This window comes from Microbacterium sp. cf332 (assembly GCF_900102175.1).
GTDB lineage: Bacteria > Actinomycetota > Actinomycetes > Actinomycetales > Microbacteriaceae > Microbacterium.
This window is the reverse complement of sequence record NZ_FNKN01000002.1, coordinates 675,204-698,924: the sequence shown is the minus strand read 5'-3', so window position 1 is coordinate 698,924 and position 23,721 is coordinate 675,204. Positions and strand designations below refer to the sequence as shown.

The window sequence follows — 23,721 nt, the reverse complement described above, 5'->3', positions numbered from 1 at the left end:
ACATCGGAGTGACCCGTGAAATTCTTCCAACGACTCGGCCGGTCGATCATGCTGCCCGTCGCCGTCCTGCCCGTCGCGGCCATCTTGAGCGGCATCGCGTTCTGGATCTCGTCGGCCGCCGGCGCGAATGTCGTCTCGAGCTTCCTCGCCGCAGCGGGCGGCGCCCTCCTCGACAACATGGCTCTGCTCTTCGCGATCGGCATCGCGATCGGCATGGCCAACAAGTCGGACGGGACGTCCGCCCTCGCGGGCCTCGTCTCGTGGCTCACCGTCACGACCATCTTGAGCCCGACCGTGGTCTCGGGCCTCTTCGGCATCGCCGACGTCGCCGAGGTCGATCCGGCCTTCACCAAGGTGCAGAACGTCTTCGTCGGCATCATCTGCGGCCTCATCGGCGCGTGGGCCTACAACCGGTTCAAGGACACGAAACTGCCCGACGCGCTGTCGTTCTTCTCGGGCAAGCGCTCGGTGGCGATCGTCACGGCCGGGGTCTCGCTCGTCGTCGCCGTGATCCTGCTGTTCGTCTGGCCCGTCGTCTACGGCGGACTGGTGACCTTCGGTGAATGGATCTCCACACTCGGTCCCGTCGGCGCGGGCATCTACGGGTTCATGAACCGCCTGCTCATCCCGTTCGGCCTGCACCACGCTCTCAACTCGGTGTTCTGGTTCGACGTGGCCGGCATCAACGACCTCAACAACTTCCTGGCGGGCTCGAACGGCGACGGCGTGTTCGGAGTCACCGGTCAGTACATGACCGGCTTCTTCCCGATCATGATGTTCGGCCTGCCCGGCGCCGCGCTGGCGATGTACGTCACCGCCAAGACCAAGCGCAAGAAGATGGTGTCGGGCATCCTGCTCTCCGCCGCTATCGCCTCGTTCTTCGTCGGAGTCACCGAGCCCCTCGAGTTCGCCTTCATGTTCCTCGCGCCGTGGCTGTACCTCGTGCACGCGGTGTTCACCGGGATCTCGGTCTTCATCGCCGCCCTGCTGCCCACGCGGATGGGCTTCGGGTTCTCCGCGGGCTTCATCGACCTCGTGCTCGGCTGGATGAATCCGCTCGCCCAGAACCCCTGGATGATCCCCGTGATGGGCGTGTTCTGGTTCGCGATCTACTTCGTGGTGTTCCGCTTCCTCATCCTGAAGTTCCGGTTGAAGACGCCGGGGCGCGAGGATGACGACGCACTCGACGCGGATGTGACGGCAGCGCGCGACTCCGGTTACGGCCCGACCGCCGAGCGATTCATCGCGGGCCTCGGCGGCAAGGAGAACATCGTCGACCTCGACAACTGCGCCACCCGTCTGCGGCTCGAGGTCGCCGACACCTCCCGCGTCGACAGCGACGCCCTGAAGCGTGCCGGAGCCGCCGGGACCATGGTCACGGGGGCCAAGTCGGTGCAGGTCGTCTACGGGCTGAATGTGCAGTTCGTGAAGGACGCGATGGACGACGTGCTCGCGGGGCGCGACGTCGAGCCGGCGACGGGAGCCGCGGCCGACGCGGCGACGAACGGCACCGGCACCGCGACCGCGTTGACGACGGCGCCCGCCGTCGTGCGGCTGCGCGCCCCCCTCGAGGGAGCGGTCGTGCCGCTGTCGGCCGTGCCCGATCCGATGTTCTCGCAGGGCACCATGGGTCCGGGTCTCGCGATCGACCCCGTCGGCGACACGGTCGTGGCTCCCGCCGACGGCACGGTGACGTCGGTCTTCCCCACCGGCCACGCGATCGGACTGACGCTGGCCGACGGCACCGAGCTGCTCATCCACGTGGGCATCGACACCGTGGACCTGAAGGGACGCGGGTTCCAGCCGCTCGTGCAGCAGGGCGAGGTCGTGCACGCGGGTGCGCCGCTGCTGCGCTTCGACGCCGCCGGCATCCGGAGCGCCGGATACTCGCCCATCACGCCGGTCATCGTCCTCAACAACGAAAGGGCCACCGTCGAGTTCGACTGACGGCGGCTCCAGCGGGCGCCGGTGCCGCGGATCACCGCCGCGGCACCGGCCGCCCGACCCTCGCTCAGCTTTAAACTGGCGCCATGAACGCGGCGAGGACTCCCGAGTGGGTGGTGCGGGAGGATGCCGCTCCCGCCATCGTCGTCGCGCTCTACCTGCGCCAGGTGCTCGGCATCCGCTCCCCCGAGGAGCTGCCGCACCTGCGCGGACTCGAGGCGACGCCGCCCGTGCGCGACGATGACGCGCAGGCCGAGCTCGAACGGCAGTGGCGCGCGTACTGGGCGATGACCGTGGAACCCCTCGCGCACCCATCACCCGTGCCGCTCGACCTCGTCGACGGTTTCGACACCCTCGTGGCCCTGCCGACCGAGGGCTTCGAGCGGCTCGAGCGCGAGATGCTCCCCCATGCGGCCGAGGCGGTCGCGTTCGCCCGCGACATCCACGCCCGGTACAACGCGCGCAGCTCCGGTTCGGGCGCCGTCGCGTACCGTGCCTACGCGGGTGCGCTGGCGCAGCACGAGCGCCGCATCGGCCGGCGCGCGCACTCGTTCGAACTCAACGTGCAGGTGCTGCCGCTCACGCAGCGCGGGGTCTGGTGGATCGGGTCGCTCACGATCGCCGTCACCGACGGGCTGCGCAGCGACGTGGTCGCGTTCGACACCGCGATCGCGCCGATCATCGCCGAGATCGCCTGATCTCGAACGCTCGGCGGCAGTGTCAGACGTCGACCGAGCGCACGCGCTCGTGGAGGATGCGCACCTCACGGCTGCGGCGTCGCGCCGCCCGGTCGAGGATGAGAGCGACGACACCGCCGGCGGCCATGCCGATGGGGATCGCGCCGAGCGCGACGAACCCGAAGACCTGACCGGCGGAGTACTCCAGCCCGGTGCTCGTGCTGACTCCCTCGTCGGGGATGCCGAACGTGAGGGCGAGCGACAGGATGATGCCGACCGCGGCCCCCAACAGGAGGAACACGCTGTACTTGGGGACGCGACGCACTCGCGCCGACTCGACCCGCTCGGTGATCTCCTCGTTCATGCACCTATTGTCGCACCGCCCGGGTGATCCCGGGCGGTGCGCTTCCCGGGAGGAACCGTACGCGGCGCCTCCCGAGGTTCTCTTCGCGCGACGTCGCCGCGACGGTGGGAGACGCGTCGTCAGGGCGCCCGCTGCCACGGCAGCCGCTGCATCATGCTGAGCACCGCGATGGCGGCGAGGCCGAGAGCCGACCCCGACGCGAGCAGGGGCAGCACGAGCGGCGAGATCGCCGCGGCGGCATCGGGGACGAGTCCGAGCGGCTGCGGCATCACGGTCAGCGGCGCGTTCGCAGCGATGAACGACGGGACGTCCGACGCGACCTCGGCCGCCGATGACGGGAGCCTGATCGGGTTCGACGGTGTCGCGCCACCGGTCGCGCCCGCGCCACCCGCGGCGGGTGGCGGAACGGCGACGGGCGACGCGGCGTCGTAGCTGACGGTGAGCGGAGACGCCGGCTTGGCGGCATCCCGGACACCGTTGGTCGTGAGCCAGTAGCCCTGCTGCCCGGTCAGCCGATGGAAGTCGACGAAGGACTGCGGGAACGATCCCCACACCGCCGCGTTCCGGGGGGTCCGCTCGACCTGCCCCGCCCCTACGGTGGCGACGCCGAGATACGCGGGCGCCGCGGAGAAGCCGCGTTCGCCCGCCGCGCCCGTGATGTCGGCCAGCACGACGGTGGTCTCGGCGATCGGCTCCCACTTCGTCATGTCGTCCATCGACGTGCCATACCCGCTGGCAGTGCCGGTGAGCCGCCCCGCGCCGGAAGCATCGAGCGAGAGCACGGGGTCGGTGACGCTCCAATACGTCATGCCGCCGTAGAAGACGACGGTGAACGAGCCCGACCAGCGGATCTCCAGCCCCCCGCCCGTCCGGCTGCCCGTGCCGCCGTCGATGACGACCTGATTGCCGGTCGTCATCGACGTGGACGCCGTCGTGACGGTCGCGCCCGCGGGGTCGAGGCATTTGGTCTCCCACGATGCGGCGGTCCAGCCGCCGTCCGCCGTGGGCTTCTCGATACGGACCGCACCGTCGGCCGCGCGGTAGAGACCGTCGGACGCCGACCAGACGCGCGCCGAGCCGCTGTCACCGGCTCGCCCCGCGCTGAGGAAGTTGCACCCGCCGGCGAACGCCCCGCCGCCCGACTCGGCGTTGAGGCCCCATCTCAGCTGCGCGTTGGTGATCCGGCCGTCGCTGCCGGGGGGAGTGGTCGGCCCCCCGTTGGCGTCGGTCTCGGGGATCGTGACGATGACGTCGTCGGGACCGTCGGCGAGTGCCGCGGACGGCGCCGTCGCGAGCCCCCAGGCGAGCACGGCCGCGGCGAGGATGCGACCGGTCGCGCGCCACGCTCCCCGGCGCCCCGACCTGCGGCTCATCGCACCGCTCCGGCCGGCGCGGTGACGGCGCGGGGACGAGTCTCGACGCCGCCGTCAGACGCGGGTGGCGCGGAGGCGGTCTCCGTCGCGCGCCGGGCTCGACGTCGCGCGCGAGCCCGCACGATCGCGGTGATGAGGCTGGCGATGATCAGCAGCACCGAGGCCGTCAGCGACACCAGCAGCACCACCCACGCCCAGGGCGGCGTCTGCCCCGAGCTGGTCGCTGCGGCGGCATCCGCCACCGTCCCGCCCGACACCGTCACCTCGGCCTCGGCGACGGCGCCCGAACCGGCGCCGCGAAGGGTGACGAGGTGCGTGCCGTCGCGGATGTCGCGGGGTACCGGCAGCGCCGCGGCGACCTCGCCCTGCGACCCCGCGGTGAGGGGCCCGACGGCGGCCAGGCCGCCGTCGAGGGATGCGACGACCTGCTCGCCCGGGGTGAACCCCTGTCCCGTGAAGACGATGGAGGTACCGGCGTCGACGGTCTGCGATGCGAGCCCGACCCGCACGGCGCCCGCGACGGCGCCCCCGGCCGGCGCCGCGTCGGCGCTCTCGGCTGCGGGCGCCTCGGCGGCCGCCGAGAAGTCGAGCGGGGTGAAGGTCTCGTTGTTCGCGTTCTTGACCCCGTGGGCGCCGATCGTGATGATGCCGCAGGTCAGCTCACGGCAGTCGACCGCCGTGACGTTCCCGTCACGGTCGCGGCTCTCGAACACCGCGCCCGGCACGACCATGTCGATGGACCACGAGCCGTCGGCGGCGAGCACTCCGTTGGCCGAGCTCTCGGTCTGGCTGCCGGCGAACGCGATGAACCGTTGGAACCCGTTGTTGTCGGCCGCCTCGACGTCGGGGATGTAGCGATAATCCTCACCGACGACGCCGCCCACGCTCGGGGCCCACGAGCCGCCCGCGGGGTCGTCGACCCAGCCGATGAGAACGTAGATCCCGCCGAAGCCGCCGGGGATGGCTTGGAAGCCCGAGCCCGAGACGGTGACCGCGGTGGCGGTGTCGGCCGACACCCGCCCGTCTCCGTCGCCGGTGGCGACGGAGACCGATGCCGCGGCCCATGCGGCCGGTGCCGCTGACATGCCGGCCGCGGTGGCGACGACGGTTGCCGCGACTGCTGCGGCGAGGCGTTGGCGGGTGTTCATGCGATCCGTTCCTCGGTCGGGGCCGGCTCGGTGCCGGCGGGGTCGGTGGCACGCGAGCGACCGGCGGCCGCGGCGTCGCCCGGGCGGCTGTCGGCGAGCACGATGAGGCTTCCGCGCGGCCCCTCGACGACGTCGATCGGATGCCGGTAGACGCGGCTCAGCAGCTCGGGGTCGAACACGTCGCGCGGTGTGCCGACGGCGGCGAGACGACCGCCATCGAGCAGCGCGACCCGATCGCCGTAGGCCGCCGCGAGCCCGAGGTCGTGCAGCACCACGATCGCGGCCCCACCCGCCTCCGCCCGTCGCCGCGTGCGATCGAGCACGCGATGCTGGTGCCGGATGTCGAGGCTGGCGGTCGGCTCGTCGAGGAGGGCGATGCGGCACTCCTGGGCGTAGGCGCGGGCGAACGCGACCCGCGCCCGCTCACCGCCCGACAGCCCCGTCACCGGTCGAGCGGCGAACCGCTCGACCTCGCCCGCAGCGATCGCCTCCGCGACGGCCGCATCGTCGCGGTCGGCCTCGGGGCGCCGACGCCAGGGCGCCCGGCCCATGCGCACGACGTCGCCGGCCACGAAGGGGAACGACACCTCGTTGCTCTGCATCAGCACCGATCGCCGCCGAGCGCGTTCGGCGACCGGCCACGACTCGAGCGTCGCACCGTCGAGCTCGACCGACCCCGAGACCGGAGCGCGGTCTCCTGCCAGAACGGCGAGGAGAGTCGACTTGCCCGCACCGTTCGGACCGACGAGCACGAGCATCTCGCCCGCGCGCAGGTCGAGGTCGATGCCGTCGAGAACGCGACGCCCGGCCATCTGCACCGATATCCCGCGGGCACGGAGCACGGCGTTCATCCCCATCCTCCGGAGCGACGGCGGGTGCGCCGCAGCAGCCAGAAGAAGAACGGACCGCCGATGAGGGCCGTGAGCATCCCGATGGGCAGCTCGGACCCGGGCACCGCCGTCCGCGCGATGAGGTCGGCCGCCAGCAGCAGCACCGCTCCGCCGAGCGCGCAGGCCGGCAGGAGCAGCCGGTGCGCCGGGCCGAGCACCATGCGCATGAGGTGCGGCACGACGAGGCCCACGAAGCCGATCACCCCGACGAAGGCGACGGCGGCGCAGGTGAGGAGGGCGATGACGACGATGGCGACGACCCGGAGGAGCTCGACCCGCACGCCCAGGTGCTCCGCCTGGCGCTCCCCGAGGGCGAGCAGGTCGAGGCTGCCGGCGAAGAAGAGGCATGCCACGATGCCGAGAGCGGTGAGAGGAGCGACGACGGCGAGGTCGGGCCAGCGGGTGCCGTTGAGCGAACCGAGCTGCCAGAAGACGATCTGCTCGCGCTCCTGCGTCGAGCCGAGGTAGGTGAACAGCGCGATGGCGGCTCCGCCGACGGCGTTGACGGCGATTCCGGTGAGGACGAGGGTCACCACTTCGGTCCGGCCATCGGCGCGGGCCGAGGAGTACACGATCACGGTGGCCGCGAGCCCGCCCGCGAAGGCGAGCAGGGGCAACGTGAGCGGCCCGGCGAAGGACAACCCGAACACGATCGCGGCAGCGGCGCCCACCGCTGCGCCCGACGAGATGCCGATGATGCCCGGCTCCGCGAGCGGATTGCGGAAGATGCCCTGCATCACGGCCCCGGCCGTCGCGAGAGCGGCCCCCACGAGTACCGCCATGATCAGCCGGGGCATGCGGATCAGCCAGAGCGTCGCCTCGCCGTTCACGTGCGCCATGGGCGCGCCCGCCGGCACGGCGAGCGCCGGCAGGCCGATGGCCGCGACCCCGTCGTTCCACGCGCGGGCGAAGGCTCCCACCACTTGATCGGGCGGGATGGCGAGCTGCCCGCTGCCCGCCGACACCACGGCGAGCACGACGAGCGCGACGGACAAGCCGCAGAACACGGCCGTCACGAGGATCGGGGTGCGTCGACCGGGCACGCGCGATCGCGACGAGTCCGACGGAGGTGCATCCGAAGCGGTCTCGGGTCTCGCGGGTGCCGCGGATCGCAGGTCGGCGGCCGGTGCCGGCAGGGCTGCATTCATCGCGTGGCCTCCGGCGCGTAGACCGCGACGGCGAGCGCGTCCAGCACGCTGGCGGCCGCAGGGCCGAAGCTCAGGACCGTCGTGTCCGACATGTCGACGATCCGTCGGTGACGGCCTGCGTTCGTCTGCGCGATGGCCGGAAGGTGCTCCGTCAACCCGTCCACACCGCCGACGGACTCGAGGCCCTTCGTCATCATGATGAGCAGGTCGGGGTTCGCATCGACCAGCGCCTCATCCGTGACCGGCCGCATCCCCTGCCAGCCGATCTCGCCCGCGACGTCGATCCCGCCGAGCGCCTCGATGAGACTGTCGGCGCCCGACTCGTCCCCGAACAGGTAGTACACCCCCGACTGCCCTCGGGCGTAGAGGAACATCATGCGCAGCTTGCGCGTCGGATCGGCCGGTGCGACGGCAGCGATCTGGGCGATCTTCGCTTCGACCTCCGCGGTCGTCCGCTCCGCGAGCTGCACACCGCGCTCCGGCACACCGAGGGCACCTGCGACCTGCTGCACGAGTTCGTCGATGTTGTCGAGCGAGCGGTGCGAGTCGACCACGACGACGGGGATGCCGGCGTCGCGCATCTGCAGGATGGTGTCCCACGGCCCGAGGCTCGTGTCGGTGAGGATGACCGTCGGTGCCGCATCGAGGATCGCCTCGGCGTTGAGGTCGTGACCGTTCTCGGTGACGACCGGCAGGCCGGCCGCCTCGGCGAACCCGCTCGAGGTGTCGCGTGCGACGACCGAATCGCCCAGTCCGAGCTCGAACACGATCCGCGACAGCGAGCCGTAGATGTCGAGGGTCAGGATCCGCGAGGTGTCGGTGACGGTCACGGCGGTGCCCTGCGCATCGATGACCGTCGCCGGCAGCGACGGCGCGCCCTCGGTGACGGGGTCGACCGCATCCTGAGCGGCGACCGCCGTCGACGGACCCTCCCATGCCTTCGGATCGTCGAGGGTGGTGACCTCGGCCAGTGGCGGCGTGACCGCAGCGACGCCCTCGCCCGACGCGGTGATCGCATCGCACGAGGTCACTGCCAGCGTCGCGGCCAGGGCGACGGCGAGAGCGCCGAGCACACGGGATTTCGTGGAGTTCATGGATTCCTTCGAGTTAGGCAAGCCTCACCTACTCCTTGCACCCTACACGCGCACCGTGATTAGGTAAGCCTTGCCTACACACCCGCATTCGTCGGGACGCGCCGCGCTCCACCCGAAGTCGCGTGACGCGCAGGGAGGCTCACGTGAAGGGATCAACCATGGAATCTTCCACCGTGCGTCGCGGACGACGGATGCGGCCGATAGCCGCCACCGTCGCCGCGGGCGCGCTCGCGCTGGGCGGCGTCCTCGCCGTCACACCGGCGAGCGCTGCGGACACGAACATCACCGATGCCGTGTTCCACTGGGGCATCAACGCCGAGTCGAACGCAGCGGCGTTCGCACCGGGGACCTACAACCTGCTGAGCGCCGGCATCGTCTCCGCGACGTCCGCCTCGGACCGCGTGACGTCCGCGAACTGGAAGCAGGCGGAAGGCAACGTCGAGATCCTCAAGCAGCAGGCCGACGGCAGCTATGCCGCGGCCACGTTCGCGGGCCTGCGGACGGATGCGGCCGGCACGACCATCACCACCGGCAACGGGCTGAACTCCGGTCACGTCGTGGAGATCGGCGCGGGAACGGGAGTCGTCGACCCGGTCGCCGGCACCGCCGAGATCCAGTGGACGGGGACGTTCACCTCGGCCTACTACTCCGGGATGACGCGCTCGTGGATCACGGACCCCCACCTCAGCGTCGCCGCCGACGGCACGGGCATCGTCACCGCGACCCTGGGCGGCTACGGCACCTCGATGGACGATCCCGACAAGTTCGAGCAGCTCAGCCCGGCCGAAGACGTCGTCATCGCCACCCTGACCGGTGTCGAGGTCGACGGCGACGGCTTCACCGTCACGCCCGACTACCTCGGTCGAACCGTGACGACCGGCTCGGGCACTCCGCAGGTCACCACCGGAGCGAACGCGGGCGCGTTCCCGCAGCCCTTCGTCGACTTCCAGGTGCTCACGGGCCAGGGCAGCTACTGGTACTCGTCGGGCGGCGCCGCCGATGCCCGCAAGCCCGCGTCGCCGCTGTCCGTCTCGTACACCGCCGCGACGCAGAGCCCCGCGGTGAGCGTGTCGAAGACCGCCGACCTCGATCGCGCCGGCGAGACGATCACCGTCACGGGGTCGGGCTTCCTGCCCGCGGGCGCGGCGACGACCGGCAGCCGGCCGCCGTTGTCGGGACAGTTCGTCGGCGCCTACGTCACCTTCGGCAAGTTCGCCGACGAATGGAAGCCCTCGGCCGGCGCCCCCGCGTCGGCTCGTGGTGAGCGCGTCGACACGAAGTGGGCGCTGCCCGCCGAGAGCCACGCCACCGTGGGCGGCGCTGCGGCCGGCGCCATCGAGCTGAAGGCCGACGGCACGTTCACCGCCGAACTGACCGTGTCGACGACGGAGGCGCGCGACCTCCTCGCCGGCAACTACGGCGTGTACACGTACGCCGGCAGCGGTGCCACCTACGCGCCGTTCGAGACGTTCACGCCGATCAGCTTCGCCGGCGCGAACGACGTCGTCGTCGAGGTCCCCGAGGCAGCCACCGAGCCGAGCGGCTCGTTCGGCTGGGCCTTCGCCGGCTCCTCGCCCGCCGACCTGGGAACGGCGGCGCAGGAGGGCGGCAACTTCGTTGCCAACGGCTCGCTGACGAACATCATCGTCACCGACACCCGCGCCGGCGGCACCTCGGCCTACACCTGGAGCATCTCCGGCCAGGCCGGCGACTTCACCTCCGCCGGCGGGGCGACGTTCTCGGCCGATCTCCTCGGCTGGACGCCGAAGATCATCGAGGCCGGCGCCTCGGTGGCCGAAGGCGCGGCGGTGCCCTCGACGCGCCTCGGCGGCTCGGGGCTCGCCGCATCACGCGTGCTGGCCTCGTCGACCTCGGCTGCGGCGGCCATCGTGGGTGCCGACCTGTCGCTCGTCATCCCGGCGAGCACCCCCGCGGGTGCCTACACGAGCAAGCTCACCGTCACCGCCCTGCAGTGACCTCCTCCGGAGGCTCCGGTACCGCACCGGGGCCTCCGGCCCTCCCTCCGACCAACGAAAGACGTCCGTGCCCGAACGCCGCCGCACCCACCCCGTCACCCTTCTCGTCCTGGCCGGCGTCATCGCCGGAGCGGTCGCCGGCTCGGCGGCGGACACCGCGGCCGACGCAGCGACCGGCCGCCCGGCAGCGGATGCCGACAGCACCGTCGGATGGACCGTCGAGACGGCCGACAACGATAACGGCGTCGGCCGCGGCAACTTCACCTACGACGTCGAAGCCGGCGCGGTCATCGCCGACACGATGATCGTCGTCAACACCGGTACGCAGGCACTGCCGCTCGCGGTGTACGCCGCCGATGCCTTCACGACCTCGAGCGGCGAGATCGACGTCCTCGTCGACGGCACCCCCTCCGAGGGAGCGGGCAGCTGGGTGACCGTCGACACCCCCGCCGTGGAGCTCATGCCGGGGCAGCGTGCCGACATCGCCTTCACCATCGCGGTGCCCGCCGACGCCCGACCCGGCGATCACGCAGCCGGGCTCGTGACCTCCCTCACCTCGACCGATCCGTCAGCCACGCTCGCCGTCGACCGCCGTCTGGGCACGCGGATCAACCTGCGCGTCGCGGGCGACCTGGCACCCGCCGCGTCGATCACCGGAGCCTCGGCCGGCTACGCGCCGTCGTGGAACCCGTTCTCGCCCGGCACCCTCACCGTGACGTACACGCTCGAAAACTCGGGGAACACCCGCGTCATCGGCACCGACGCCATCGCCGTCACCGGACCGCTCGGACTGTTCGCGACCGACAGCGAGCCCGCGGGTGTCCGGGAGATCATCCCCGGGTCGACCGTCGAGATCACGCGCGAGCTGCCGGTCATGTCGGTCGGCTGGCTCGGCGGCACGGTGACCGTCGTGCCCGAGGGCGTCGGCATCGGCAGCGGGTCGGCTTCGCCGGTCAGCGTCGAGATCGGCACGGCCGCACTCCCCTGGAGCCTCTACGCCCTCCTGGTCGCGATCGTCGCGGTCGTCGTCGGCACCATGCTCGCGGTGCGACGCGCGCGACGCGGCCGAGACGGCGCCGACCCGGATGCCTCGGCCGATCCGGTCGACGCACCGCATCCCGCCGCCTGATCCCCGTCGCAACAGCCCCGTCGCGACAGCGGGCTCAGGGCCGCAGCGGCAGCAGCACCCCGAGGTCGGCTCGGGTCCCCGAGGCCCGGAGCCGGCCCGCCGTGGCGGCATCTGCCCACAGCAGCTCACCGGTGGCGAGGGCGATCCACGTCGCGGCATCCGTCTCGACGACGTTCGGCGGCGTGCCTCGGGTGTGGCGCGGGCCCTCGACCACCTGCACCGCCCCGAACGGTGGGACGCGCATCTCGACGGAGTTGCCCGGTGCCTTCTCGACGAGCAGCTGCAGCAGGTAGCGCACCGCGGTGGCCAGGTCGGCGCGGGCCGGTTTCTCGCCGGAAGCGTCGGCGGCGGCGACCGCGGCCAGGGCGGCGCGGCCGTCGGCGGTGAGGATGCTGCGGGCCATGGGTTCCACGCTAGCCCGGTCGGTAGGCTGGCCGGGTGAAGATCCTGGTCCTCGGCTCGGGCGCGCGCGAGCACGCCATCATCCTCGCTCTCGCCGCAGAAGGCGCCGGCCATGAACTGCTCGCGGCACCCGGCAACGCCGGGATCGCCCGCGACGCACAGCTCGTACCGGGCCTCGACCAGAACGACCCGGCCGCGGTGACCGAGTTCGCCGGCAGCGCGAACATCCATCTCGTCATCGTCGGGCCCGAGGCGCCGCTGATCGCCGGCGTCGCCGATGCGCTGCGCGAGCGCGGCATCCCGGTCTTCGGGCCGGGAAAGGTCGCAGCGCAGCTCGAAGGGTCGAAGGCGTTCGCCAAGCGGGTGATGGACGAGGCGGGCGTACCCACGGGTCGCGCGGTCCGCGCACGCACCCGCGCCGAGGTCGAGGCGGCGCTCGACGAGCTCGGCGCGCCGCATGTCGTCAAGGCCGACGGCCTGGCCGCGGGCAAGGGCGTGATCGTCACGGACGACCGCGCGGCCGCGCTCGCCCACGCCGACACGTACCTGCCGAGCGGCCCGGTGCTGGTCGAGGAGTTCCTCGCCGGACCCGAGGTCTCGCTGTTTTTCGTGTCGGACGGCGACACCGTCCGCGCCCTCAGCCCGGCGCAGGACTACAAGCGCGCCTTCGACGGCGACGCGGGTCCCAACACCGGCGGCATGGGCGCGTACTCGCCGCTTCCGTGGCTCGCCGACCGGTTCGGGAGCGAGGGCGATTTCGTCGCCGAGGTCACCCGGACCGTGGCCGAACCCGTCGTCCGCCACCTCGACGCCGAGGGCTCACCGTTCATCGGGCTGTTGTACGCGGGCCTCATCCTCACCGACGCGGGCATCAAGGTGATCGAGTTCAACGCTCGCTTCGGCGACCCCGAGACCCAGGTCGTCCTCGCCCGGCTGACCTCGCCGCTCTCGGAGCTGCTCATGGCCGCCGCGAGCGGGCGGCTGGAGTCCGAGCCGGAACCGACCTTCTCCGCCGACGCCGCGGTCACCGTCGTGCTGGCGAGCGAGGGCTACCCCGAGCAGCCTGTCACCGGGCGCCCGCTCGAGGGCCTCGACGCCGCGGCATCCGTCGAGGGCGTGCACCTGGCCCACGCCGCCACCGCCGAGACCACCGACGGGCTGGTCGCCACGGGCGGCCGGGTGCTCAACGTCGTTGCCCGCGGCTCCGACTTCGCCGAAGCCCGCGACCGCGCCTACCGGGCCCTCGCCGAGATCACCCTCGAGGGCGGGCACCACCGCACCGATATCGCGGCGCGCGTCGCGGACTAGGCCGCGGCCGCCCGCGCCAACTCCTCAGTTTTGGGCCGCCCACAGCCGGTGGGCCGCAGGACGGTCCAAGGTCGACGTGTTCCTGAGGAGTTATGGCGGCGGCGGGCGGCCCGTCCGGTCGAGCCCGGCTCAGCGCTGCGCGAGGTGCGCGGGGCGCTTAAGGAAGATGACGAGCACCGCGGCCACCGCGATGACGATCGCCGGCAGGACCATCGCCTGGGCCATCGCGGCCGAGAAACCGTCGGCGACCGCCGGGGGCATCGTGCCGCCGCTGGCGAAGTCGCCGCTCGCGGCATCCCCCGCTCCGGGCAGGTTCGCCGTGAGCCGCGACTGCATGTAGGCGGCGATCGCGGCCGAGCCGATGACGGAGCCGACCGTACGGGTCGTGTTGTAGATGCCCGATCCCGCGCCGGCCTGTCGCGGCGGCAGGTTGCGGGTCGCCGTCGTGGCGAGCGGACCCCACATGCCGGCGTTCGCAATACCGATGATCGCGGCCGGGATGAGGAGCAGCAGCACCGGCGCCTCCGTGTTCATGAGCAGCGCGTACCCGACGAGGCCGACGACCATGAGAGTCAGGCCCGGGACGAGCAGCAGACGGGGGTCAACCCGGTCGAGGATGCGGCCCGCGAGGGGCGCGAGACCGCCCGAGAGCAGCGCCATCGGCACGAGCAGCAGAGCCGACTGCGTCGGGGTGAGACCGCGGGCCAGCTGCGTGAAGAACGCCATCGGCAGGGCCATGCTGGTCACAGTGAACCCGACCGCCGCGATCGCGAGGTTGGAGATCGCGAAGTTGCGGTCGCGGAACAGCTCGAGCGGCACGAGCGGCTCGCTCTTGGTCCGGGCCTGCGTCCAGACGAACACGGCCATCACGACGACGCCCGCCGCGATCATCGCCCAGATGCCGGCGGCCCACTCGTAGTGCTCGCCCTCCTGCAGACCGAAGACGATGAGGAAGAGACCGACCGCGCTCAGCACGACACCGACGACGTCGAAGCGATGCGCGTGCGTCTCGAGCTGCGGCACCAGCCGCCAGGCCAGGACGAACGCGACGACGCCGACCGGGATGTTGACGAAGAAGATCCACTCCCAGCCGAAGCCGTCGACGAGCAGGCCGCCGGCGAGCGGGCCGACGAGCGTCGCGACGCCGGCGGTCGCGCCCCACAGACCCATGGCCGCGCCGCGGCGCTCCGCCGGGAAGGTGCGGGTGATGACCGCCATCGTCTGCGGGGTCATGAGCGCGGCGCCGAGACCCTGCACGGCGCGCGCGATGATGAGGACCTCGAGCGACCCGGACAGGCCGCACGCGAGCGATGCGACCGTGAAGATGGCCAGACCGATCAGGTAGATGTTCTTCGGGCCGAACCGGTCGCCGAGGCGGCCGGTGACCAGCAGCGGCACCGCGTAGGCGAGCAGGTACGAGGACGTGACCCACACGACGTTGTCGAGGTTGCCGGTCGAGGGGTCGAGCGCGGCCTTGATCGCGGGGTTCGCGACCGAGACGATCGTGGTGTCGACGAGGATCATGAAGAACCCGATGACCATCGCCCACAGGGCGGGCCACGGGCTGACGGGGTTCGGGGCGCCCTGAGGGGCGCGGACGGTGCTGGTCTTCTCGCTCATGCGCGTGCGGCTTCTCTCTGTGCCAGATAGCGGTCGGTCGGGGAGAGGTCGGTGACCCCCCAGACGGTGTCGGAACGACGGATGTACTCGACCGCTTCGTCGAGCCAGGCGACATCCGCTGACAGCAGGGCCGTCTCGCGGTGCACCTCGATCAGGAACTGGGGATAGGACCCGCGCTCGATGGCGTGATCGCGGGCGTTGCGGTGCGCCTCGAGGGATGCCGCCAGGGCCTCGCGTCGCTCGCTCAAGAGCGCGACGACGTCGGCACGGTCGAGGTTGTGCGCCTCGGCGAGCGCGACGCGGAAGCGCTCGGGCCGGTCGATGGCGGGGAGCTCCCGGCGCACCCACGCCAGCAGCATCTCGGCGCCCGCATCGGTGAGCGCATAGGTCGTGCGCTCCGGCCGGTTTCCGTCGCGGTCGATGCCGACCTCGTCGATGAGACCCTGCCGCTCGAGACGGGCGACCGTGTGGTAGATCGTGCCGTGCGTCAGCGCCACGAGGCGGTCGGCCTTGCGGTCGCGCAGCAGACGGACCATCTCGTAGGCGTGCATGTCGTCCTCGTGCAGCAGCGCGAGCAGCATCAGCCCCAGCGGGGTGAGTCGGTCGACGGCATCCGGCATGACACCCCCCCTCTCGATTAGTCCATGTGGACTATACGCTTGTTTCGACGGGTGATGGCAATCCGCGCCGCTCCGGGATAATGGCCGGGTGAGCGCCCTCGATCTGCCCGGCTGGAAGCACGTCTACTCCGGCAAGGTCCGCGACCTCTATCGCCCTGCCGACGGCGCGCGCGACCGGATGCTCGTCGTCGCGAGCGACCGCGTCAGCGCGTTCGACCAGGTGCTCGAACCCGGGATCCCGGGCAAGGGCGAACTGCTGACGCGCCTCAGCCTGTGGTGGTTCGCGCAGCTCGCGGGCGCCGACGGCGGACGCCCGCTCCCCAACCACCTCCTCGACGGCGTCGAGCCCCCCGCGGCGGTCGCCGGACGCGCCATGGTCGTGCGCGAACTCGACATGCAGCCGATCGAGTGCATCGTGCGCGGGTACCTGACCGGCACGGGCTGGGCCGAATACCGCGAGAACGGCACGGTGTGCGGCATCCCGTTGCCCGCCGGCCTCGAGAACGGCGACCGCCTGCCCGAGCCGATCTACACGCCGGCCTACAAGGCACCCCTCGGCGAGCATGACGAGAACATCCCGTTCGAGCGCACCGTCGAGCTCGTGGGCGCCGAGACCGCCGCCGCCCTGCGCGACGCGTCGCTCGAGATCTACACGCGCGCCGCCGCCCTCGCCGAAGCGAATGGTCTGATCCTCGCCGACTCGAAGTTTGAGTTCGGCCTCGACGAGGACGGCCTTCTGGTCCTGGCCGACGAGGTGCTGACGAGCGACTCGTCGCGGTACTGGGATGCCGCCGCGTGGCGAACCGGTACGACTCCCGCCGAGCGCATGGCGAGCTACGACAAGCAGATCGTGCGCGACTGGATGGGCGCCCACTGGGACAAGACCGGCACTCCCCCGGCACTGCCCGCCGAGATCGTCGAGCGCACCGCGGCGAAGTACCGCGAGCTGCTCGAGACGCTCGCAGGCTGACCCCGCCCTTCGCATCACGGGTCGTGCCGCTCCGCGGAGCGCCGACCGGGCATCCAGGGATCTCCCAGGTAGGGTGGGGCCGCTCTCGCGCTCCATCCCGCATCCCTCATCATCCCGAGGAGCCCCATGCCCATCTGGTCCCTCCACGGCGACGGTCGCACCGTCGCGCGCGGCGCCGTCGTCAAGCCCGGCGAGCGCCTGAACTGGCCCGGCACCATCGCGATCGGCGCTCAGCACGTCGTCGCGATGTTCGGCGCGACGTTCCTCGTGCCGATCATCACCGGCTTCCCCGTTTCGACGACCCTGCTGTTCTCGGGTCTCGGCACGCTCGTCTTCCTGCTGATCACACGCAACAAGCTGCCCAGCTACCTGGGTTCGTCGTTCGCCTTCATCGCGCCGATCACCGCGCTCAACGGCGGCAATCGCCTCGAGACCGCCGAGCAGATCACGCAGGCACTCCTCGGCGTCGTCGTCGCGGGCGTCCTGCTCGCCGCCGTCGGATTCGTCGTGCAGGCCTTCGGCACGGGCTGGATCGAGAAGCTCATGCCGCCCGTGGTCGCCGGCGCGATCGTCGCGCTGATCGGCTTTAACCTCGCCCCCGCGGCGTGGAACAACTTCCAGCTGCAGCCCGAGATCGCGACGGTGACCCTGTGCGCCGTCATCCTCTTCAGCGTGCTGTTCCGCGGGTTCCTCGGCCGCATCTCGATCTTCCTCGGCGTGATCGTCGGCTACGTCGTGGCCGCCGTCACGGGGCAGGTGCAGTTCGAGGCCGTCGAGGCCGCCGACTGGTTCGGCCTGCCCGACTTCCACCTCGTGGCGATCGGGGATGCCGCGGCCTGGTCGATCGTCCCGATGTTCCTGCCCGTCGTGCTCGTGCTGATCGCCGAGAACGTCGGCCACGTGCGCGGCGTCGCGACGATGACCGACGACCCGTCCATCAACAAGCACACCGGGCGCGCCCTCATCGCCGACGGTGTCGCGACGACCCTCGCGGGCGGCTTCGGCGGCTCGGGGACCACGACCTACGGCGAGAACATCGGCGTCATGGCCGCGACCCGCGTCTACTCGACCGCCGCGTACTGGGTGGCGGGCATCGTCGCGATCCTGCTCGCGTTCTCGCCCAAGGTGGGGGCGGTGTTCAACACCATCCCGGCGGGCGTGCTCGGCGGTGTCACGACGGCGCTCTACGGTCTGATCGGCGTGATCGGCATCAAGATCTGGGTCGACAACCGCGTCGACTTCTCGCGCCCGGTGAACCAGTACACGGTCGCGGTGTCGTTCGTCATCGCGATCGCCGGCTTCGCGATGAACCTCGGCTCGCTGCAGTTCGGCGCGATCGTCCTCGGCACCATCGCCGCCCTCGTGATCTATCACGCAGGAAACGCGATCGCCCGCTGGCGCAAGACCGGCGCCGACGACGGCGGCCCCATCCCCGCCGTCGGCCCGCTCGGCGGCGACCCCCAGTAGCGACATCCCCGAGTGCACGGCATCCCGTCGAAAGGACGACTTTCAGACGCGAGGATGCCGTGCACTCGGCGTTTCACCGTGCACTCGGCGCCGCCCGTGGGGAATGCCCCTGGGGGGCGGGGGGTTGTGTATGTGTGTGAATGGGAAATTGGCGGATGCCACGACCATGGGCGCCGTCACCCTGCTGGTGGGCGACCTCGACGGGATGACGCGGTACTACCGCGACGTCGTGACCCTACAGGTGCTCGCGGCCGAGGGTGACACCGTCACGCTCGGCCGCGCCGGCAGGCCGGTCGTGATCCTGCGCCACGAGCCCGCGCTGCGGCACGCGGCAGCCGGATCGGCGGGGCTGTTCCACACGGCGATCCTCTTCGAGACGCAGGCGGCCCTCGCCGCGGCGCTGTACAGCGTCGCGCGTCATGCCCCCACCACGTTCACCGGCAGCGCCGACCACCTCGTCAGCCAGGCGTTCTACTTCACGGATCCCGAGGGCAACGGCATCGAGCTCTACTGGGATCGCGATCGCAGCTCGTGGTCGTGGACGCACGGGCAGGTCGAGATGGCCACCCTGTACCTCGACCCGAATGCGTTCCTGCGCGAGCACCTCGACCCTGCGGCGCTCGACGGCGCCGCGACCGCCGTCGCCGCAGCGTCCGACCCCGCCCGGGTCGGACACGTGCACCTGTCGGTCGGCGACGTCGCGACGGCGCGCGCCTTCTACATCGACGCGCTCGGCTTCGACACCACGGCAGCGCTCGGCGACCAGGCCCTCTTCGTCAGCGCCGGCGGATACCACCACCACATGGCGATGAACGTCTGGAACTCCCGCGGCGCAGGCCCGCGGATGCCGGCGCTCGGCCTGGGCCGCGTCGACCTCGCCCTCCCCGCGTCCGACGACCTCGGCGCCCTCGCCGAACGCCTGCGCCATCACGGCGTCGCGGTGCGCGACGACGGCCGCACGGTCTCGTTCGACGACCCCTGGAACAACACGCTCCACGCCGCCGTCGCCTGATCGGCCGTCGCGACCGCGCCCGGCGCTGTCAGGCGGGGCCGCTGTCAGGCCGAGCCGCGGACGATGAGCTCGGTGTCGAGGATCGTCACCTCGGGCGGCGACAGGCCCGCGAGACGCGCGAGCAGCACGTCGGCCATGCACTCGCCCTGCGCGAACGACGGCTGACGCATGGTCGTCAGCTGGGGCTCGGTGGTCAGTGCGATCGGGGAATCGTCGAATCCGACGACGGCGACCTCGTCGGGGATGCGGATGCCCTCGGCGGCGAGCACGTGCATCGCACCGCGCGCCATGAGGTCGCTCGCGACGAAGAGCCCGTCGAGCGGCTCGCCCGCGGCGAGGATCGCGCGCATCGCGACCGCGCCCGACTCGATCGTGAAGTCGCCCTGGACGACCGGCGCCGGGGCCAAGCCGGCCTCGGCGACCGCGATGCGGTACCCCTCCGCGCGGTCGACACCCGCGGGCATCGACGGCGGACCCGTGATGGCGCCGATGTGACGGCACCCGCGCCCGACGAGGTACGCGGTCGCATCGCGCGCGCCCGCCACGTTGTCGACGTCGATGAAGTAGTCGCCGCCGCGCGTGCGCACGGGGCGCCCGCCGTAGACGACCGGGACGGCGGCCGCGATGCGATCGATGAACGTGTCGCTCGTGTGGTGCGACACGATGATCGCGCCGTCGACGGCACCGCTGCGGACGTACTGGGCGGTCTTGTCGCCCGGGTCCTCGCTGGCCATGATCAGGTTCAGCACGTAGTCGCTGCGGCTCATCCGGGCGTTGATGCCCGACACGACCGAGGCGAAGAACGGGTCGCCGAACAGCCGATTGGTGTCTTCGGGCACGACCAGGGCGATCGCCATCGTCGACCGGCTCGCGAGCGACCGCGCGGCGCGGTTCGGCACGTAGTTGAGCTCGGCGATCGCGCGCCGCACGGACTCGAGCGCGGCCGGGCTGACGGCGGTCGAGCCGTTCACGACGCGCGAGACGGTGGAGCGCGATACACCGGCGACGGCCGCGACCTCTTCGATGGTCGCGGCCGTCCGGTTCTGGTCGGAGATCACAGGTGGGGCTACCTCGGGACAGCGGTCCGGGCGGCGCCCGCGGCAGCGGGAACGTCGATCGCACGATCTGCGATGACCCGACGATACTCCTTCGCACTGTCTTTCAACGTGCGCTCCTGAGTGTGGTAATCGACGCGGACGATGCCGAAACGCTTCTCGTATCCCCAGGCCCACTCGAAGTTGTCGAGCAGCGACCAGTAGAAGTATCCGCGGACGTCGACACCGGCATCCCGGGCGTCGAGGATGGCACCGAGGTGGGCCCCCAAGAACTCGGTGCGCTCGGCGTCGGGCACCGTCTTCTCGCCCTCCGCCTCGACGAGCTCGTCGTCGTAGGCGGCGCCGTTCTCGGTGACGTACAGCACCGTGCCGACGGGCTGGGCGTATTCGGTCCACACCCGCTCGAGCAGTTCTGTCAGGCCAGCGGGCTGCACCTCCCAGTGCATCGACGTGCGCGGCAGCCCCCGCTCGTGCCAGAAGATGTCGTGGCCGGCGGGCCACGGCGAGCCCGTCACGCGGTCGGTGGGTGCATCGCCGGGGGTCGGCGGGTTCGGGTCGGGACGTCCCCCGACGAACTCGCCGTGGTAGTAGTTGACCCCCAGTGCGTCGAGCGGCTGCGCGATGACCGCCTCATCGCCCGGACGCACCGCATCGCGCCAGCGGGCGACGGCGGACGCATCCACCTTCTCGATGTCGGCCACGATGTCGGCCGGGTAGGCGGCGCGGAAGATCGGATCGAGGAACCACCGGTTGAACTGCCCGTCGATGCGCCGTGCCGCGTCGACGTCCGCCGGGTCGGCGGGGTCGGCCGGCTCGGCCACGGTGAGGTTGAGGGTGATGCCGAGCGACAGGTCGGCGTCGCGCTTGCGGAGCTCCGCGACGGTCTGCCCGTGGCCGAGCAGCAAGTGGTGCGCCGCGAGCATGCCGTCGCCGATGTCGAAGCGGCCGGGCGCGTGGATGCCGGCGGTATAGCTGAGGAACGACGAGCACCACGGCTCGTTGAGCGTCGTCCAGTGCCGCACGCGGTCGCCGAGCGCATCGTGCAGGTCGAGGGCGTACTCGGTGAAGCGCTCCGCCGTCTCGCGGAGCGTCCAACCGCCGCGCTCCTCGATCGCCTGCGGGAGGTCCCAGTGGTACAGCGTGAGCCACGGGATGATGCCCGCGCCAAGCAGCTCGTCGACGAGACGCTCGTAGAAGTCGACGCCCTTCGGGTTGAGTGCGCCGCCGTCGGGGCGCACGCGCGACCACGACGTCGAGAACCGGTAGGTGTCGAGGCCGATGTCCTTCATGAGGGCGACGTCGTCGCGGTAGCGGTGGTAGTGGTCGCACGCGACGTCGCCGTTGTCGGCGTTGATGACCGCCCCCGGGACGCGGGCGAACTCATCCCAGATCGACGCGGTGCGCCCGTCCTCGAAGGCGGCGCCCTCGATCTGGTAGGCGGCGGTGGCGGCTCCGAGGAGGAAGCCGGTGGGGAAGCTGCGCGACGCGGTCATGGTCTCCTGCTCGGTGCGGTCGAGGTTCAGGGTCATCCCTTCACCGCCCCGGCCATGATGCCACTGACGAGCTGCTTGCCCGCGAAGATGAACAGGAGCAGCAGCGGGATCGTGGCGAGGATGACGCCCGCGAGCACGATCGAGTAATCGACGAAGTAGTTCGACTGCAGCAGCGAGAGCGCCACCGGCAGCGTCGGGTTCTGACGGTCGAGCACGATGAACGGCCAGAAGAAGTTGTTCCAGGCGCCGACGAACGTGAACAGGAAGAGCATCGCCGCGGCGGGGCGCGCGGCGGTCATGCCCACGGTCCAGAAGGTGCGGATCATCGACGCTCCATCGACGCGCGCGGCCTCGATGAGCTCGTCGGGCACCGCCTGGCGCAGATACTGCGTCATCCAGAACACCCCGAAGGCGCTCGTGAGGGCCGGGATGATGATCGCGCCGATCTGCCCCGTCCACCCGAGCTCGGAGAACAGGATGTACAGCGGCACGACGCCGAGCTGCTGGGGCACGGCCATCGTCGCGATGACGAAGACGAGCAGCGCGGGGCCGCCGTGGAAGCGCAGCTTCGCGAAAGCCCAGCCCGCGAGGGTCGAGGTGATGACGACGGCTGCGGCGATGAGGAACGAGCTGTAGATGGAGTTCCACAGGGCCGGCCAGAAGTTCACGGCCGGGTTGGAGATCACCGAGATGGCGTTGTCGATGAAGTTGCCGCCCGGGATCCACGGGAAGGGCTTGCGCAGTGTCGTGGAATCGCCGGATCCGATGACATACGACCAGTAGAGCGGGAACACGGCCGACAGGAACACGGCACCCAGGATGGCGTAGGTCAAGAAGCCCGGTCGGCTGCCGCGGATGCGGCGGGTGCGCGCCCCGCGACGCTGCGCGCGTGCGGTGGGGATGCCCTCCTCGACCGTGGCGAGGGGGGTGGGAGTGCCGATCGTGCTCATGCCTGGTTCTCCTTCAGCGCGCGCTGCGCCTGCTTGGCCTGCTGCTTCTGCTGACGTTTCGACAGCTCGCGCCGCAACCCCTCGTCGCGGACGAGAGTGCGTGTGACGACGAGGTTCACGAGGCCGATGAGCACGATGATGAGGAAGAGGATCCAGGCCATCGCGGCCGCGCGACCAAAGTTCCACTGCCCCCAGCCGACGTCGTACAGGTACAGGGTGATGGTGAGCCACTGCTGGGCGGAGCCGCCGCGACCGGCCTGGTCGAAGACGCGGGGCTCGTCAAAGATCTGCAGGCCGCCGATCGTGGCGGTGATGATCACGAAGATGAGCGTGGGCTTGAGCGAGGGCAGCGTGATCGAGAAGAACTGCCGCACGGGGCCCGCGCCGTCGACTGTCGCGGCCTCGTAGAAGTCGCGGTTCACGGCCTGCATGGCCGCGAGCAGGATGAGGGTGTTGTAGCCCATCCAGCGGTAATTGACCATGGTCGCGATGGCGATGTGGCTCCAGAAGGGCTCGACGTGCCACGGGATGGCGCCGATGCCGATCGACTGCAGCACACCGTTGATGAAGCCGGACTGGTCGGCGAACATCGCGTTGAAGATGAGGCCGACGGCGATCGGCGCGACGACGTAGGGCACGAGCACCGCCATGCGCCAGAACGTCTTCGCCCGGATGTTGCGGTCGAGCACAGCGGCGATGAAGATCGCGAGCACGAGCTGCGGAACGCTCGAGAGCAGGAAGATGCTGAAGGTGTTGCGCAGGGCCGTCCAGAAATGGGGCTGCGTCAGGATCCAGATGTACTGGTCGAAGCCGATGAACTCGCCCTCACCGCGGATGAGGTCCCAGTCCATGAACGAGATCACCGCGGTGTACGCGATGGGGAACAGTCCCACGATCGCGAACATGATGAAGAACGGCGAGATGTAGAGGTAGGGCGAGAAGCGGAGATCCCACTTGCTGAGCTTCTGCGAGAACGAGATCACTCGCGGAGGACGACCGCCGTCGTCGTATCGGGGGGCGCGCGTCGCCGGGCGCTGCTGAGTCGTGGTCACGATCGTCCTTCGAGTGCGTGGGGAGGGGG

21 protein-coding genes are annotated in these 23,721 nt (G+C 71.1%); 8 read left to right on the top strand and 13 right to left on the bottom strand.

Going from position 1 to position 23,721, the window contains the following annotated elements:
- The first annotated feature begins 15 nt into the window (after nt 1-15).
- Entirely contained in the window at nt 16-1,947 is a 1,932-nt protein-coding gene (gene nagE / locus BLT21_RS10365) for an N-acetylglucosamine-specific PTS transporter subunit IIBC (RefSeq protein WP_091501722.1), read from the top strand.
- An 83-nt stretch (nt 1,948-2,030) separates the two neighbouring features.
- Nucleotides 2,031-2,642, top strand: a complete 612-nt coding sequence (locus BLT21_RS10360; protein ID WP_091501720.1) for a zinc-binding alcohol dehydrogenase — start codon at nt 2,031-2,033, stop codon at nt 2,640-2,642.
- Between the two features lie 22 nt (nt 2,643-2,664).
- On the opposite strand, the gene BLT21_RS10355 is transcribed toward BLT21_RS10360, so the two are convergent.
- The 6 genes from BLT21_RS10355 to BLT21_RS10330 form a co-directional block, all read right to left on the bottom strand.
- Nucleotides 2,665-2,985 carry a potassium transporter Trk gene (locus tag BLT21_RS10355; RefSeq protein ID WP_091501719.1) on the bottom strand — a complete coding sequence of 107 codons (321 nt, stop codon included), beginning with the start codon at nt 2,983-2,985 and terminating at the stop codon, nt 2,665-2,667.
- Nucleotides 2,986-3,104: 119 nt separating this feature from the next.
- Nucleotides 3,105-4,358: a hypothetical protein gene (locus BLT21_RS10350; protein ID WP_091501717.1), complete on the bottom strand. Its 1,254-nt coding sequence runs from the start codon at nt 4,356-4,358 to the stop codon at nt 3,105-3,107.
- The gene (locus BLT21_RS10345; protein WP_091501714.1) at nt 4,355-5,506 is read right to left on the bottom strand and encodes a hypothetical protein; all 1,152 of its coding nucleotides are present in this window, start codon (nt 5,504-5,506) and stop codon (nt 4,355-4,357) included. Before BLT21_RS10345 ends, BLT21_RS10350 begins: the two co-directional genes overlap by 4 nt.
- Nucleotides 5,503-6,357, bottom strand: coding sequence for a heme ABC transporter ATP-binding protein (locus BLT21_RS10340; protein ID WP_091501711.1), 855 nt, complete (start codon nt 6,355-6,357; stop codon nt 5,503-5,505). The genes BLT21_RS10345 and BLT21_RS10340 overlap by 4 nt, the downstream gene beginning before the upstream one ends.
- The gene (locus tag BLT21_RS10335) at nt 6,354-7,439 is read right to left on the bottom strand and encodes a FecCD family ABC transporter permease (protein WP_256336023.1); all 1,086 of its coding nucleotides are present in this window, start codon (nt 7,437-7,439) and stop codon (nt 6,354-6,356) included. Before BLT21_RS10335 ends, BLT21_RS10340 begins: the two co-directional genes overlap by 4 nt.
- A 101-nt stretch (nt 7,440-7,540) precedes the next feature.
- Nucleotides 7,541-8,638: a heme/hemin ABC transporter substrate-binding protein gene (locus BLT21_RS10330; RefSeq protein WP_091501707.1), complete on the bottom strand. Its 1,098-nt coding sequence runs from the start codon at nt 8,636-8,638 to the stop codon at nt 7,541-7,543.
- A gap of 158 nt (nt 8,639-8,796) precedes the next feature.
- Here BLT21_RS10330 and BLT21_RS10325 point away from each other — a divergent pair, with 158 nt between their 5' ends.
- Nucleotides 8,797-10,614: a hypothetical protein gene (locus BLT21_RS10325; RefSeq protein WP_143024972.1), complete on the top strand. Its 1,818-nt coding sequence runs from the start codon at nt 8,797-8,799 to the stop codon at nt 10,612-10,614.
- 67 nt (nt 10,615-10,681) lie between these two features.
- Nucleotides 10,682-11,743 (top strand): hypothetical protein, encoded by a 1,062-nt coding sequence (locus BLT21_RS10320; protein ID WP_091501703.1) that lies wholly within the window; start codon nt 10,682-10,684, stop codon nt 11,741-11,743.
- A 34-nt stretch (nt 11,744-11,777) separates the two neighbouring features.
- Here BLT21_RS10320 and BLT21_RS10315 read toward each other — a convergent pair whose 3' ends face one another.
- Complete coding sequence (locus BLT21_RS10315) at nt 11,778-12,146, bottom strand: sterol carrier family protein (protein WP_091501701.1); 369 nt, start codon at nt 12,144-12,146, stop codon at nt 11,778-11,780.
- Between the two features lie 35 nt (nt 12,147-12,181).
- On the opposite strand from BLT21_RS10315, the gene purD reads away from it, so the two are divergent.
- Nucleotides 12,182-13,453: a phosphoribosylamine--glycine ligase gene (purD, locus tag BLT21_RS10310; RefSeq protein WP_091501698.1), complete on the top strand. Its 1,272-nt coding sequence runs from the start codon at nt 12,182-12,184 to the stop codon at nt 13,451-13,453.
- A gap of 129 nt (nt 13,454-13,582) precedes the next feature.
- Here purD and BLT21_RS10305 read toward each other — a convergent pair whose 3' ends face one another.
- Together BLT21_RS10305 and BLT21_RS10300 are read right to left on the bottom strand one after the other, a co-directional pair.
- Complete coding sequence (locus tag BLT21_RS10305; RefSeq protein ID WP_091501695.1) at nt 13,583-15,073, bottom strand: DHA2 family efflux MFS transporter permease subunit; 1,491 nt, start codon at nt 15,071-15,073, stop codon at nt 13,583-13,585.
- The gene (locus tag BLT21_RS10300) at nt 15,070-15,693 is read right to left on the bottom strand and encodes a PadR family transcriptional regulator (protein WP_091501693.1); all 624 of its coding nucleotides are present in this window, start codon (nt 15,691-15,693) and stop codon (nt 15,070-15,072) included. Before BLT21_RS10300 ends, BLT21_RS10305 begins: the two co-directional genes overlap by 4 nt.
- A gap of 88 nt (nt 15,694-15,781) precedes the next feature.
- Here BLT21_RS10300 and BLT21_RS10295 point away from each other — a divergent pair, with 88 nt between their 5' ends.
- From BLT21_RS10295 to BLT21_RS10285, 3 genes are all read left to right on the top strand, one after another.
- Nucleotides 15,782-16,663 (top strand): phosphoribosylaminoimidazolesuccinocarboxamide synthase, encoded by an 882-nt coding sequence (locus BLT21_RS10295; protein WP_091501691.1) that lies wholly within the window; start codon nt 15,782-15,784, stop codon nt 16,661-16,663.
- A 126-nt stretch (nt 16,664-16,789) separates the two neighbouring features.
- The gene (locus BLT21_RS10290) at nt 16,790-18,130 is read left to right on the top strand and encodes a uracil-xanthine permease family protein (RefSeq protein WP_091501688.1); all 1,341 of its coding nucleotides are present in this window, start codon (nt 16,790-16,792) and stop codon (nt 18,128-18,130) included.
- 166 nt (nt 18,131-18,296) lie between these two features.
- Nucleotides 18,297-19,142, top strand: a complete 846-nt coding sequence (locus BLT21_RS10285) for a VOC family protein (protein ID WP_176786875.1) — start codon at nt 18,297-18,299, stop codon at nt 19,140-19,142.
- Nucleotides 19,143-19,186: 44 nt separating this feature from the next.
- Here BLT21_RS10285 and BLT21_RS10280 read toward each other — a convergent pair whose 3' ends face one another.
- From BLT21_RS10280 to BLT21_RS10265, 4 genes are read right to left on the bottom strand one after another with little or no spacing between them, the layout of a single operon-like run.
- Nucleotides 19,187-20,200 carry a LacI family DNA-binding transcriptional regulator gene (locus BLT21_RS10280; protein WP_091501684.1) on the bottom strand — a complete coding sequence of 338 codons (1,014 nt, stop codon included), beginning with the start codon at nt 20,198-20,200 and terminating at the stop codon, nt 19,187-19,189.
- A gap of 8 nt (nt 20,201-20,208) precedes the next feature.
- Nucleotides 20,209-21,726, bottom strand: a complete 1,518-nt coding sequence (locus BLT21_RS10275; RefSeq protein ID WP_256336022.1) for a GH1 family beta-glucosidase — start codon at nt 21,724-21,726, stop codon at nt 20,209-20,211.
- The gene (locus tag BLT21_RS10270; protein WP_091501682.1) at nt 21,723-22,640 is read right to left on the bottom strand and encodes a carbohydrate ABC transporter permease; all 918 of its coding nucleotides are present in this window, start codon (nt 22,638-22,640) and stop codon (nt 21,723-21,725) included. Before BLT21_RS10270 ends, BLT21_RS10275 begins: the two co-directional genes overlap by 4 nt.
- On the bottom strand, nt 22,637-23,692 hold the full coding sequence (locus BLT21_RS10265; RefSeq protein ID WP_371113435.1) for a carbohydrate ABC transporter permease: 1,056 nt from the start codon (nt 23,690-23,692) through the stop codon (nt 22,637-22,639). Before BLT21_RS10265 ends, BLT21_RS10270 begins: the two co-directional genes overlap by 4 nt.
- Nucleotides 23,693-23,721: the final 29 nt, after the last annotated feature.